The organism is Petrocella sp. FN5 (assembly GCF_029210395.1).
Lineage (GTDB): Bacteria > Bacillota > Clostridia > Lachnospirales > Vallitaleaceae > Petrocella.
Genome location: NZ_JARGDP010000066.1, coordinates 1 through 14352 on the forward strand (window position 1 = coordinate 1; position 14352 = coordinate 14352).

Here is a 14352-nt window from a genome sequence, read left to right on the forward strand (position 1 = left end):
TCAAAGAAAAAGGCATAAATCCGTATTTTGGGATTATGCCTTTTTTTATATAATATGACCCCTTTTAATGACTTATTTCAGAGCTTTAAGTAAAGCTTTCAAAAATTCCCAAGTTCGCATTGTAGATTCTATATGTAGGCGTTCGTTAGGTGAATGTACTTCTTCCATATCCGGCCCAAAAGATATAGCGTCAAGATGAGGCAGTTTTTCCAAAAAAGCACCAGGTTCTAAGCCAGCATGTATAGCTTTAACCAACGGCTTTTTATGGAACATAGCCTCATAAACCAAGGCTGCCTTGTCCAGCAATCTAGAATCCGGTTTGAATTCCCATTCTGGGTAATCGGCTGTTGGTGTTAATGTTCCACCGATTTGCTTAGCAAACCACTCCAGTTGTGTCGTCATATGGTATTTTAAAGATCTTATGTTACTTCTAATGGCAAACAACATGACGACCTCATCACCTTCAACGGCACATTTGCCAAGATTGAGAGAACTTTCAACCATACCTTCAAGATCCGCACTCATCGTTTGAATTCCTTTTGGGACATTAATAAGCGTATAGATTAGCTGATCCGTTGTTTTTCTAGAAAAAACTAACCCTTTCTTGTAGGGTAAAGTCGTAACTTCTATGGTTAACATCGGTTCAACAGTACGGTTTTCTTTTTTAATCTGTGCTGTGACCGCTGCATAGAGTGTCTCAAAGCTTGAATGTTCAGAACGTTCATATACTATGGTAGCCTTAGCCTCTCTGGGTATAACATTATCTTTTGAGCCACCTGAAAAATCAACAATTCTAAAAGAACATCCTTTTCTCAAATGACTTAAGATACGTCCCATGAGATGATCCGCGTTGGCCCTATTTTTATCGATATCAACACCGGAGTGACCACCTTTTAGATTCTTTAATTCTATGGTTTGAACCATTGCTTCTTCAAAAACCTTGACTGTATATACGATAGGCAACCTTAAAGTGGCCTTTAACCCTCCGGCACAGCCAACAGTTAACTCCCCTTCTTCTTCTGAATCTAGATTTATGAAGTAGGATCCTTTTAAAAGGCTTTTATCCATTTTTAAAGCACCTGTTAAGCCCACTTCTTCATCTGTTGTCATAACCACTTCAAGAGGCGGGTGCATGATATCCTCAGCATCTAATAAAGCCATAGCATAAGCAATAGCAATCCCATTATCAGCACCAAGTGTCGTCCCTTTTGCGGTTAACCACACACCTTCAACAACCAGATCAATAGGGTCTTTCTCAAAGTCATGATGCGTCCCTTCGTTTTTCTCACATACCATATCCAAGTGTCCTTGAATAATTGTAATCGGTGCATTTTCATACCCTACGGTTCCGGGCTTTTTAATGATAACATTAAGATATTCATCTTGAATCACTTCTAGATTTCTTTCCTTTGCAAAAGCAACCATATAATCACTAAGTTTTTTTTCATGACCTGAGCGTCTGGGTATTTGACTGATTGCTTCAAAAAATTGAAATACCTTTTTAGGTTTTAGACCTTCTAGCTTATTTGTCATATTCACACATCCTTTTATTCTGATGGTTTTGTGTTTCCTAATTCTTAAAGCTGTGAATCGGAGCCGGTATTTTTCCGCCACGATTGATGAACTTGGAACAATCAAAATTATTAACAGGCATAATGGGTGCATAACCAAGCAAACCGCCAAACTCTACAATATCTCCAACATCTTTTCCTATAACAGGAATAATTCTAACCGCTGTGGTTTTTTGGTTAATCATACCAATAGCCATTTCATCTGCGATTATACCGGCTATTGTGGTTGCTTTGGTTGAACCTGGTATGGCAATCATATCTAAACCGACGGAACAAACACAAGTCATCGCTTCTAACTTTTCAATGCTAAGAGCACCCACTTTTACCGCATTAATCATGCCCTGGTCTTCGCTGACAGGTATAAATGCACCACTTAAACCGCCAACATTAGATGAGGCCATAGCACCACCCTTTTTTACAGAATCATTTAGCATAGCAAGGGCCGCTGTTGTTCCCGGAGCACCAACATATTCAAGTCCCATTTCACATAAAATATCTGCAATACTGTCACCTATTGCCGGCGTTGGTGCCAAGGAAAGATCTATAATGCCAAAAGGTACATTCAGTCTTCTAGCCGCTTCTTTGGCCACCATCTGTCCGACTCGAGTAATCTTAAAAGCCACCTTTTTAATGGTCTCGCTCAAAACTTCCAAGCTTTCACCACGACATTTCTCCACAGCCCGAAGAACAACACCAGGACCACTGACGCCTACATTGATGACCACATCTGCTTCTGTTACACCATGAAAAGCACCCGCCATAAATGGGTTGTCATCCGGTGCGTTGGTAAATACCACAAACCTTGCACAACCAATGGAATCAGCCTCTTTTGTAGCTTCTGCTGTCTCTAAAATAATTTCGCCAATTAATTTGACGGCATCCATATTTACACCTGAGCGTGTTGATCCCACATTAACTGAACTACAAACATGTTTGGTTGAAGCCAATGCTTCAGGGATAGATCGAATTAACATTTCATCACTTGGTGTCATGCCTTTACTCACCAGTGCCGAAAAACCACCAATAAAGTTCACGCCCACCGTCTCAGCTGCCCTATCAAGTGTTTTTGCAATGCTGACATAGTCTTTGGTTTTACAACTGCTGGCTGCAAGTGCAATCGGTGTAACCGATATTCTTTTATTGACAATCGGAACCCCATATTCTTTGGAAATACTTTCACCTACTTTAACCAAATCTTTGGCATATGTGGTGATTTTATTATATATTTTTTCATTAAAAGCGTTCACATCTTCATCGGCACAGTCCATCAGATTAATGCCCATCGTAATGGTACGAACATCCAAATTCTCCGATTCTATCATATCTTTTGTTTCATACACTTCAAAAAAATTAATCATATTTCCACCTATATTCTATGCATTTCATTAAAAATGTCTTCAAGTTGCAACTTAATGATGACGCCTATGGATTCACCTAGTTTGGCTAGATTGTCCACATGAGCCTCTATGGATTCCAGATTGCTTGTTAAGTCAACAATCATCATCATGTTAAAGTAATCTTCAACAATGGTTTGTGAAATATCCAGAATATTAATGTTATGGTCTGCAAGATATGTACAGGTATTTGCTATAATACCTACCGTATCTTTGCCAATTACCGTTATAATGCCCTTTTTCATGTTAGTCCTCCTATATAATGTTTTATTTGTTTTTGATACGCTACAAACATATGAGTTCAGAATTAGAACACCTATTTGCTACGACTATTTTAAGATTTTCTCTTAAATGCTTTAATGTATTTTTTAATTCAAATTCAATTGAAGCATACGCCACATCCGGCATATTATTTTCTTCACTAAGATGTCCAAGTACCACATGGCTCATGCCCTGATGATAGAGTTCACAAATCAGCTGAGCTGAACGATCATTGGACAAATGTCCCAAATCACTTAAGATTCGTTGCTTTAGAAAAAATGGATATGGTCCGACCTCAAGCATACGTATATCATGGTTGGCCTCAATAAAAAGCAAATTTGAATTGGCAAGATGCATCTTAACGTAGTCGTTATATGTGCCTAAGTCTGTTGCTACACTGATTTTTTTTCCTTCTGAAATGAAGGTATATCCGATAGGGTCTACCGCATCATGAAAAGATCTAAAAGCGGTTACCTGAATGTCACCAATTAAAAAGGGCACATCCTCTACGACTGGGCAGAGCAACATGGGGTCAATAACACCCAAAGAAGACTTATTTATAATGGCTTCAAATGTACTTAGTTTTGTATGAATCGGTATGTGGTATTTTCTAGCAAGTACGCCAAGACCTTTTATATGATCTGAGTGCTCATGAGTAATGAGTATGGCTTGTATTTGTTCCATGGTCACACCCAGAAGGTTAAGACCTTCTCTTGCTTTCTTACCACTTATTCCCGCATCAATCAATATATGGGTATCTTTACTGCTTATATAAATACAATTGCCACTGCTGCCACTTGCAAGACTACAAATTCTCATTTTATGACCTCAACTTTCAAAACACATATTCACCCCATAAGATCAACCTACAAAAGGTTAGAATGAATGATACTATACTATCACAGGCCTTAATAAAAAGCCATATGAACATATAAAACTACCTCATCACATAGAGGAAAATCTGATTCACGTGAAGATTATAGACTATCTAATAAATTCTCATGATCTACAATCAATCGACCTCGACCATGATTTTTGGAATAGTACATAGCATTGTCAGCTCGGTGCAGAAGACTTTCAACATCTTTGGCAACCGTAGGCAATGCGGACAATCCAATCGATGTATCTACCTTAACCTTTGCACTTCCCTTATATATGATCTCAAGTGCCTTAATTTCTTCATGAAGAGCGGTTACTATGGCTTCTGCTTCTTTAAGATTTTTCTTCGGTAGAACAACTAAAAATTCTTCGCCACCATAACGACCGGCGTGACCATCATGTTCATTTGCTATACGTTGAATGATCTTTGAGACTGCCTTAATGACCTCATCGCCAAAGAGATGGCCATAAGTATCATTAATTTTCTTAAATCGATCAATATCTAATAAAGCCAATGAAAGAACGTCATCCTTTTCAATATGATCAATGGCTTCAATTATTATGCTCTGAATATGTTCTCTATTATACAATCCAGTTAACCCGTCTCTTATGGCAATTTCTTCCATTTTACTGTATAAATTAGCATTGTTAATGGCAATATTAATCTGACTGATAATGCTCTTGAAAAAGTTCATACTGTTATGGTCAAACATATCTTTAGTATGATGCTCAGCAATCAATAAACCGTATACTTGGTCTGACTTAACCAGTGGTACAATAATGAGTGACCCAACTTCCCTATGTTGAATAAAAGGGTATTCATGTATGTCTACATTTGAATCCATGAAAGGCTTTCCGTTCTCATAGAATCGACTGTAAACGCCTTTTTCAATGTCTGTTTTAAAAGATTCCAAAAAATCATATTCAATGACGGTATTTACCTTATAGAATTTTTCATTGGTTCCTTCATCTAAAACATAAAGCATACACGTGTCAACACCAATGGCTCCAATAATCGAATCCGCTACTAATCCTATTAGTTCGTCAATATCTAATACAGAACTAATATACCTTAAAAGTTCAGACTGGGTATACATTTCCGAACTAACACGGTTTAATTCAATATTTTTTTTCTCTATTTCCTGTTTTTGCGTCAATAAGACATGATGAAGCTTTTTATATTTAATTTTTTCAATCTCTAGCGACTCTTTTTCAACTTTATTCTTCTGAATCTCAATGTTTAGATTTGCGAAGATTTTCTTTTGCTCATAAACATAGTCCGCAAGTGAATTTAAGACAAAATAGAGTACCACCCATAAAATACCCCAGTAAATGATGATTTCAATAGTCAAAGCGGTAAGAATTGTTGAAACAAAACCGCTTATAACGAGAGGGAGTGCACCCATCCAAAGCAGGTTACCTTTTTCACTAGGTGTTTCCGGCTCCAAAATGACAATGAGTTCAATAAAATTAACAAAGAAAAGAAGGATGCTTAACCCTTGTACTATAAGTCGTTCATCATGTATATAATATGCATATAATGTCATATATAATAGATTGGCTACTTTATATATGGCTAGTTTGTGACCATAGTTAATTCTCATCAAGATCAAGCGACTGATCGTTATTGTAATAAAAATAATCATACCCCAAAAAGGTATAGCAAGTTCCCTTTTATCAAAATAGCAAAATAAAACATAAAACAATAGAATAATGATTAGGAGTGTATGACGTTTTAAGATTTTTTGTTCATAATTTAGAATACGGTCCATGATTGATTTTCCACCTTAACCTTAGGATATTTGTTCCCAGTAAACCTCCAAATGATCACCATCATGTATTTCACCCATATAGGAAGCTGTGGCCTTGTTAATTTTACATACCACATTACCTTGAGGCTTAGATAAGTCAAAAGGATAAACATCAAAAATGTCTACAAAGACATAGTTTGACTTACCTTCAAGTTTTATCGGTGTTTCATTGACGGATACATAAATACACTTCCCAGTTGTTTCGACCTCATCGGATTCATTTTCTCTATTATTTTGAGATTTTTTCTCTCTTCTTGTTATATGGTCAAGATCTGCAAGACAACTCTTTTCGTCTGACCGTTGACCATTAATATAATACTCGTATTGAAAATCGTCTAAATCATGCTTACGTAAAAAGTTGATTAGAGATGGCAACTTCAACCTGATGATATCATTGTTTTTTATGTCATGGTTCATGGTCATTAAGATTTCATTAACATATATTTCAGGGACCAAAGGATAGACTTTCTCATCAAAATAAACTTTAAGGTCTAATGTCTTCACCAATTGGTAAGTGGATAAATTGGCATCCTTCCCATTTTTCGCTTCAATAACCGTTATATAATCATGCATCTTTATTTTAGTAGTTAGATTCACCTCTTCATTATTCAGTAGAATTTTGGCTGGAATACCTGGTTCACCCGTAATTCTCCTTTGATTTTGGTTTACTTCAAACTCAAGTGCTTGTCCTTTTTTTGCTATGAATTTTTTAGGCTCTATACCTTTGTAAGCGACCACATCCATAATCGTTAAACGATTGTTGTCGTATATCTTTATGGGTTCATCATTTAAATAAACTTGGATAAAATCATGTTTATTATTTTCAAGTCCGGTTAGACAAATGCCTATTGGTGTAATCAGTTCTGGACCTTTCTTGATCTTGGATTCACCAAAATCAACCACATCAAGTACTTCTTTGCCTCTTATTGCAACACGATCTGGGCTGAGTCCCATGGACTGGCTTAAAACTTTTGTAAAATGCTTGACTTGTCCACCACCACCTACAACAAAGACCGCATTGGTGGCTTTGCCGTTGTTCAGCTCAATAATCCGATTGGCAATTTTCAAGGCAAGTTGTTGTGAGTCATCCTCTAATATTTGATTGATTTCATCCGTATCTACAGTATGTTTCATACCTATGACATCTTTAAAAGTTACTGTTTTTGCTTTTGTAGATGCTTTTATTTTAATCTTCTCTGCTGTATTAAAGTCTACTAGATAATGGTGAACGATAGCTTCTGTCAGTTCATCACCTGCCATAGGAATCATACCATAGGCTACAATACCACCATCTTTGGTAATGGCAATATCGGATGTACCTGCTCCAATATCTACCAATGCAATGTTAAGCAATCTGAATTCTTCAGGTATTGCCACATGAATAGCTGCTATAGGCTCTAATGTAAGACTATAGACTTCCATATCAGCATTTTTGACAACGCTATATAAGCTCTCAATAACTTCTTGAGGTAAGAACGTGGCCAAGACATCTGCACTTATTTTTTTACTTTTATGGTCTTTAAGTGAAGTTATTTCATAATCATTTAAATAGTATTTTGATACGGTATAACCTACGCAGTGATACCCCATTTCTTCCTCATCAAGATTAGTATTGACTTGCTGAAGGGCTTTTTCCATACCCAATAATTCAAGGGTGTTTATATGATGATCATCTATGATGATGGTTGGGTCCATCTCTTGGTTTACATGAATTAAGGCAGTTTTAAGTACACGTCCTGCTGCTGCTATACAAGCTTTGTGTAAAGTAACACCTAATTGTTTTTCTAGGTTCTTTTTGACTTGCAGTATGGTTTCAGTTGCTTTTCCTATATCATGAATCTGACCGTCTATCATAGCTCTAGTATCATGCTCCACCATAGCATAAGCCATCACTTTAAAATGAATTCCAGTTCTGTAACCGACAACACCGACTACTGACCTGGTTCCAATATCTAATCCGAAAACATAATTATCATTTAGCTTGTTATTGTTCTTAGCCATAAAACACCTCGATATCCATATTGATTCATCTTTTCAACTATATGGTTTTGACACCTTAACCATGATTAAAAATCTAAGTATAAGTTTTCAATCCCGTGAAACATCCATTCTGTATTAGGATGAATCGTACCATAAACGTTTTTCCCACTCATAACCGCACCATCTAAGAAATATAAAGATATATAAGGCACTTCTTCAATCATATAGGCTTCGAAGTTATTTACGGATGCCTTTAACTGGTCCATTGTATAGGCGTAGGTGATACTGTTAATCAATTGATCCATGGTTTCTGATCTATAGCGGATATGATTTTGTTGACCGTTGCTTGAAAACAATGAGCCAAAATCAGGGACTTGAGACATCTTCCATCCACCATATAGTAGGTCAAATTCTCCATTAACCACTTTTTCATAATATTGAGTTGGTTCAGCAATGTCCAAGTTAATCTTGAAACCTAAAGCTTCAAAGTCTTTTTTTATAATATCGGCAGTATGGACACGTAAGCTGTTTTCTTTATTGACCAGCATGGTAAGTTCTATAGAAGTTTGCTTCGCTTCATCAGCATAATCAAAAAAGCCATCTCCATCAAAATCAACATATTTACTTTCCACAAGGCGTTTAGCAAGATCCAAATCATATTTGTAGTAGGGTTCATGTTCGGTAGCATACCAACTACCAGGTATGATGGGCGCATTCACCATCTTGCCGTGATTTATAAAACGGTCATATAATATAAATTCTCGATTGACAGCGTAAGCAAAAGCTTGTCGTGTTTCCTTATCTAAAAATAATGGACGATCAAAATTAAAGCCAATGAAGTCATAGTAACTAGAAGTATAACTTGTAATGTTTTGTTCTTCATTACTTGAGTATTTCAACCAGTTGAACTTACTTGGATTCATGATATCGATTAGTTTTTGATCAAAGAGTGTTTCCATGGCCTGGCTGTCATTCATAATAACGCCTTTAATGTTTTCAATGTAAGGACCATCACCGTGCCAATCCAAGTAAGCTGTTAAGTCAAAATTCTGCATTTGTTGATAATTAACAAATCGATAGGGTCCTGTACCTATTGGATGCATTTCATCATACTCTGCAGATGATACATATTGCCTCGAAATAATAGGAAAAGTTAAATCACTTAAGGCAAAAGCATACCCTTGTTCAAAGTAAATCTTTAACGTAAGCGCATCAACAAGAGTTGTGTTCTTAATCGTTTTAACTTGATTTTTATAACCTGTAATGTCAGAATCCTTGATTTTATTAATGGTATAGGCAACATCGGTAGATGTTAATTGCACACCATTATGAAACAACACATTGTCTTTTAGTTTAATGATTAGTGTTGCACCTTCATTTTCAAAACTATAAGTATCAACAAGTACAGGTATTGGCATCAATGTCTCATCTAAAACAAAAAGTGGCTCATAAATCAAACCAAGAACCTGAATTACACTTTGTTGATCATTTCTTATGGGGTCAAATGTCTTCGGTGCGTAGCTTGCAATTCTAAGTGTACCACCAAAAGCAGGTTCAATGGTCTTGATAGTATCTACATCTGTTGCTTCATCAGAATCTGTTTGGGCCTCTTGAGGTTCATTTGTCGTTACATCGACTTGTGTATTTTGCTGATCATCGTTTCCAAAGCAACCGGTTAAAACCATCACAAGTCCAGTAACCCATAACAGTTTAGTGATTTTTTTCATATTCTGCCTCCCTAATCTCGTTTATCATTTTTTCTAGATCATCCTTAATACTTTCTATTCCTTCAGATGTGTCAAAAATATAATCTGCATAATCTGCATAGTCATTTCTTTGTGACTTTAGAATGCTTTCTGCCGTTCTTAAATCAATGGACCTGACATTAATGAGTCGTTCAAGCCGCAAGTTTTTATCGGCTTTTAAACAGACCATGGTATGGACAAGCCTTGAAAAGCCCGCCTCAATCATAACAGCAGCTTCAAGTATAATAAATTTTTTGTCTGTTGTCTTGATTTTTTTTTCAATTATTTTAAACATAGCGCCATGCATGATTTGGTTTAGTTCCAATAAGGATTGTTTATCCGTAAATACGATTTTGCCAAGTTTTGAACGGTTGATTTCTCCATGATCAATGACATCGGCACCAAATTTTTCGGATATACCATTAATAATCTCATGGTCCTTTAGTAATTCATGGGCAATTTGGTCCCCTTCTATGAACAATGCATCTAGTTTTTCAACCAAGTACTTACTCATATAAGTCTTCCCTGTTCCTGCGCCACCAATAACGCCAATAACATAACTATTTTGATTCATACCAGTTTTTTCCTATATGGGCATCTACGGTTAAAGGCACACTGATTAATACAGCCTGTTCCATTTCTTCAATCAATAGTGATTGAATATATTCTTGATCTTCTATTGGTGCTTCTATCAAAAGTTCATCATGCACTTGAAGAATCAATCTTGCCTTACTTTTTTCTTTTACAAGTCTCTTTTCTACATTAATCATTGCAATCTTAATCACATCGGCTGCACTTCCTTGTATCGGCGTGTTCATAGCAACTCTCTCCCCAAATGATCTTTGGGCATAATTACTTGATGCAAGTTCAGGTATAGGGCGAATACGGTTATACATGGTTGTTACATAACCATCTGTTTTTGCTTGGTTGATGCACCCATCCAAAAAACTTTTTACTTTTGGATACTTTTCAAAATACTGGTCAATATAGACGCCCGCTTCTTTTACACCGATATTCAAATCTTGACTCAAACCAAAAGCACTAATGCCATAGACAATCCCAAAATTAACAGCTTTTGCGTTACGTCTTTGAAGGTCGGTTACTTCTTCAAAGGGTATGTGAAATACTTGAGAAGCTGTCATTCTATGAATATCCAGTTCTTCTCTAAACGCTTTTATAAAAGAAGCATCTTCTGAAAGATGAGCCAGTAATCTTAACTCTATTTGAGAGTAGTCTGCATCAATAAATATAAAGCCATCTTGTGGCACAAATACTTTTCTTATTTCTCGTCCTAATTCCAATCGTATAGGGATATTTTGTAAGTTAGGATCCTGACTACTGATTCGACCGGTAGAAGCGACTTTTTGGTTAAATGTTGAATGTATACGCCCATCTTCCTGTATATAGTCAAACAACCCATCTGCATAAGTCGATTTTAATTTTGTTAGTTGCCTATACGACATAATCGCTTCAACAATAGGATGGTAAGGCTTAATTCTTTCTAGAATATCTACAGAAGTTGCGTACCCTGTTTTGGTCTTTTTAGCAAAAGGTAAGGCCATTTTTTCAAAAAGAATAACACCCAATTGCTTAGGAGATGAGATATTAAAAGATTCTCCAGCCATCTCAAATATTTCTTTTTCCAATATTTCAATACTATGCTTAAGCCTTTTTGCAAAAGCTTTTAATTGTTCACCATCTACTTTTATACCTCGCTTCTCCATACGATATAAAACATATAACAATGGTAATTCAATGGTATTGTATAAGCCCATCAGATTTTTTTCATCTACTTCTTTAACAATCTTAGGGTAGGCTTGTTTGATTGCGCGTATTGCCAAGACACTTCGATCCATTAGATCATCTTCATCTATATCTGCTAATGACTTAAGGGATTTTCCTTTGCCTAAGAATCCGTCATCCCCGATGTAAGATATGCCCCCATATTCTGTAGCAATTTTATCGATTTCATAATGACTTGAAACAGGATTAATCAGATACATCATCAAGGATAAATCGGTTACGGATTTTGCATATAAGCTCATCGGCGCATCAATCTGATGTAACTGAAGCTTAAAATCATAAGTAATCTTTTTAATTGTTTCATTTAGGATTAAATCATTAATCGCTTTATCAATATGGGTTTTATCTATGAGTCTACTATCCGTATAATAATAGGTTGACTGGTCACAAATAAAAGCTAGGCCCGTAAGGCTGTTGTCAAAAATAAGGTGATAATAGCACTCTCTGGCTTCACTTAAGAGACGGTCCAAGTTAACCGGATTACTGATTTTTTCAACTTTCATATCCGGTTCTTTTTCCATTTTCATTGCTGTAAACTTACCTAGTAGAGAATTCAGGTTCAATTTAACAAAATAATCATAAGCCTCTTTTGTATAAATCTCGCCAATCTCACTATGATCAATATTAAAGTCTAGAGCCACATCAGTAATGATTGTAGCCAGTTTGCGACTTAACACCGCTTGATCAATATAATCTGTTATTTTGCCTTTTAAACCTTTAGCAAAGCTTTCTCGGTCTTCATAAGCTGCTTCTATCGTATGATACTTGGATATAAGTTTTAATGCCGTTTTCTCGCCAACACCAGGAATGCCGGGAATATTATCAGATGCATCGCCCATAAGTCCCTTTACATCAATGAACTCTGTAGGGGTTACACCATATGTATCCATTACATCCCGATCAAAATACTGCTCATAGGTAGTTGTACCGTTCTTGGTTTTTGGTATAATGATTTTTGTACGCTCTGTAGCCAACTGTAACATATCTTTGTCGCCTGATAATAGGGCTACTTCAAAACCACCCTGTTCTCCGGAATATGCTAACGTTCCAAGTACATCGTCTGCTTCATAGCCTTGGATCTCACATATAGATATATCCATGGCTTTAAGAACTTCTTTAACAAGCTTCATCTGTGGACGCAATTCATCCGGCATACTTTTTCGTGTACCTTTATAATCCGGAAAAATTTCATTTCTAAATGTAGGTCCTTTTAAGTCAAAAGCGATGACCACATGACTGGCTTTTTCATCTTCTAATATTTTTGTCACAATATTAATAAAACCATAAACAGCATTGGTAAATACCCCTTCACTGTTGCTTAATAATGGTATACCGTAAAAAGCTCGGTTCATAATACTATTTCCATCCACCAGTAAAAGTTTTTTCATACTCTCCCCCGATTTCTAAATGTACAAGGCTGTCAAGTTACCATGAGTCCCTTAGTATTATAACAAACATCTTTCTTATTCACCACAACAAAGTGACCTATAAATAATAAAAGTGCGTTTATAAGAGGATTTTAACTATTGACATTGTGTAAACCGCGTTTTCTCCAAGAAAAAAAGATGCCTTCTCATAGAAAACATCTTTAGAGTTAAAATTTTAATTTGATATATCCAATAAGCAATCCAATCATTAGAACGCCACCAACCATAACGATGATCCAACCTTTGTCATTTCGGGCGCCATATAAGGAGCTGTCCACCTGATTATTGACCTCTTGGAGCAAATTATCACTGGTGGCTTTTTGACTGCGTTCGTTTTCATTCGATGCTCTTGACAAAGAGGCATCTCCAAACTCAGTTACATCCATAGCCACACCAACTTCACTGGTATCTTCACTTACTGCAGATGTGGAAAACATTTCCTCAATGGCTTCATCATTATGAATACTTTTGTTTTGATTAAGGTTGTTGATACCAATCAAACCAAATACTAAAACAAAAACTACGACAGCGGCAATATTAAGTTGCTTAATAAAATAAATACTTCGTCTCTTTTTAGGGCGTTTTTCTATTTTCTTCATCAAAGTTTCATGAAAATCAGAAGGCAAATCAACTTCATCTGTTGATTGAAGTACTTGATGGATAGACATGAGGACTTCATACTCTTTACTACAAACATCACATTCTTTTAAATGTGCCATCAATAGTGCTTCATTGCTATAATCCAAACTTCTGTCTATGTGTAATTGTATCCATTCTTGAGCTTTTATACACACCATCATCTCGCCTCCTTTCACTATTTTAGACGCTTTAACTGGCAGTTTGTTCCCGCTTTTTAATAATTATATCTTTTAAAGCTTGTCTTGCTCTTGAAATCCTTGATTTGGTCGTACCCAGATTACATTCCAACATCTTTGCAATCTCATCATAACTGTAACCGTACATGTCTCGATAGATAATTAAGATCTTTTGTTCTTCTTTAAGCTGATCCATAGCATTGCGTACTTCCATGACCGTTTCATTCTGCAGAAGTTCTTGTTCAGGCGTCAAGTTTGGGTCTACAAACTGTCTTGTAATGTTTTCATCTTCTGAACCTACCCTGACTTCCATTGTGGTAGTGTGTTCCAAGTGGCGCTTTCTTTTTCGATACTCGTCAATACAGGTGTTCATAGCCAGTCTATGTAGCCAAGTACTAAAGGCTGATTCAAATTTAAATTTATCAAGGTTATTATATACTTTGATGAGCACCTCCTGAGAGGCATCATAGGCATCTTGTTCATTCTTAAACATTTGTATCGCAATGTTGTATACTTTCTTCTCATAAGGAAGGATGAGCTTCTCAAATGCCTTGGAATCACCATTAACAGCATTCTTTATTAACTTGTACTCGGATTTATTTGACACTTGATCACCTTCTTTTTAGTATACTTTCACTTGCTTTCATCTCTACAATATCGACTATA

At 36.2% G+C, this 14352-nt stretch carries 11 protein-coding genes; all 11 read right to left on the reverse strand.

Going from position 1 to position 14352, the window contains the following annotated elements; all coding sequences use genetic code 11:
* Positions 1 to 72: 72 nt before the first annotated feature.
* Complete coding sequence (locus P0N36_RS12445) at positions 73 to 1533, reverse strand: aminoacyl-histidine dipeptidase (RefSeq protein WP_275843178.1); 1461 nt, start codon at positions 1531 to 1533, stop codon at positions 73 to 75.
* A gap of 37 nt (positions 1534 to 1570) precedes the next feature.
* A complete protein-coding gene (locus tag P0N36_RS12450) occupies positions 1571 to 2929 on the reverse strand; it encodes a PFL family protein (protein ID WP_275843179.1) in 1359 nt (452 codons plus the stop codon).
* A gap of 8 nt (positions 2930 to 2937) precedes the next feature.
* Positions 2938 to 3210 (reverse strand): ACT domain-containing protein, encoded by a 273-nt coding sequence (locus P0N36_RS12455; RefSeq protein WP_275843180.1) that lies wholly within the window; start codon positions 3208 to 3210, stop codon positions 2938 to 2940.
* A gap of 40 nt (positions 3211 to 3250) precedes the next feature.
* On the reverse strand, positions 3251 to 4045 hold the full coding sequence (locus P0N36_RS12460; RefSeq protein ID WP_275843181.1) for an MBL fold metallo-hydrolase: 795 nt from the start codon (positions 4043 to 4045) through the stop codon (positions 3251 to 3253).
* Between the two features lie 158 nt (positions 4046 to 4203).
* Entirely contained in the window at positions 4204 to 5877 is a 1674-nt protein-coding gene (locus tag P0N36_RS12465; protein WP_275843182.1) for a sensor domain-containing diguanylate cyclase, read from the reverse strand.
* Between the two features lie 21 nt (positions 5878 to 5898).
* Positions 5899 to 7917: a cell division protein FtsA gene (locus P0N36_RS12470; RefSeq protein WP_275843183.1), complete on the reverse strand. Its 2019-nt coding sequence runs from the start codon at positions 7915 to 7917 to the stop codon at positions 5899 to 5901.
* A gap of 65 nt (positions 7918 to 7982) precedes the next feature.
* Positions 7983 to 9623, reverse strand: coding sequence for an ABC transporter substrate-binding protein (locus P0N36_RS12475; RefSeq protein WP_275843184.1), 1641 nt, complete (start codon positions 9621 to 9623; stop codon positions 7983 to 7985).
* Positions 9607 to 10215 carry a dephospho-CoA kinase gene (gene coaE / locus P0N36_RS12480; RefSeq protein WP_275843185.1) on the reverse strand — a complete coding sequence of 203 codons (609 nt, stop codon included), beginning with the start codon at positions 10213 to 10215 and terminating at the stop codon, positions 9607 to 9609. Before coaE ends, P0N36_RS12475 begins: the two co-directional genes overlap by 17 nt.
* Entirely contained in the window at positions 10202 to 12832 is a 2631-nt protein-coding gene (gene polA, locus P0N36_RS12485; RefSeq protein ID WP_275843186.1) for a DNA polymerase I, read from the reverse strand. Before polA ends, coaE begins: the two co-directional genes overlap by 14 nt.
* A 206-nt stretch (positions 12833 to 13038) precedes the next feature.
* The gene (locus P0N36_RS12490) at positions 13039 to 13671 is read right to left on the reverse strand and encodes an anti-sigma factor family protein (protein ID WP_275843187.1); all 633 of its coding nucleotides are present in this window, start codon (positions 13669 to 13671) and stop codon (positions 13039 to 13041) included.
* Between the two features lie 28 nt (positions 13672 to 13699).
* Positions 13700 to 14293 (reverse strand): RNA polymerase sigma factor, encoded by a 594-nt coding sequence (locus P0N36_RS12495; RefSeq protein ID WP_275843188.1) that lies wholly within the window; start codon positions 14291 to 14293, stop codon positions 13700 to 13702.
* Positions 14294 to 14352: the final 59 nt, after the last annotated feature.

Bases quoted from the DNA above. Each gene is read 5' to 3' on its own strand.
- P0N36_RS12445 (WP_275843178.1), bottom strand. From the start codon at position 1,533: ATGACAAATAAGCTAGAAGGTCTAAAACCTAAAAAGGTATTTCAATTT.
- P0N36_RS12450 (WP_275843179.1), bottom strand. From the start codon at position 2,929: ATGATTAATTTTTTTGAAGTGTATGAAACAAAAGATATGATAGAATCG.
- P0N36_RS12455 (WP_275843180.1), bottom strand. From the start codon at position 3,210: ATGAAAAAGGGCATTATAACGGTAATTGGCAAAGATACGGTAGGTATT.
- P0N36_RS12460 (WP_275843181.1), bottom strand. From the start codon at position 4,045: ATGAGAATTTGTAGTCTTGCAAGTGGCAGCAGTGGCAATTGTATTTAT.
- P0N36_RS12465 (WP_275843182.1), bottom strand. From the start codon at position 5,877: ATGGACCGTATTCTAAATTATGAACAAAAAATCTTAAAACGTCATACA.
- P0N36_RS12470 (WP_275843183.1), bottom strand. From the start codon at position 7,917: ATGGCTAAGAACAATAACAAGCTAAATGATAATTATGTTTTCGGATTA.
- P0N36_RS12475 (WP_275843184.1), bottom strand. From the start codon at position 9,623: ATGAAAAAAATCACTAAACTGTTATGGGTTACTGGACTTGTGATGGTT.
- coaE (WP_275843185.1), bottom strand. From the start codon at position 10,215: ATGAATCAAAATAGTTATGTTATTGGCGTTATTGGTGGCGCAGGAACA.
- polA (WP_275843186.1), bottom strand. From the start codon at position 12,832: ATGAAAAAACTTTTACTGGTGGATGGAAATAGTATTATGAACCGAGCT.
- P0N36_RS12490 (WP_275843187.1), bottom strand. From the start codon at position 13,671: ATGATGGTGTGTATAAAAGCTCAAGAATGGATACAATTACACATAGAC.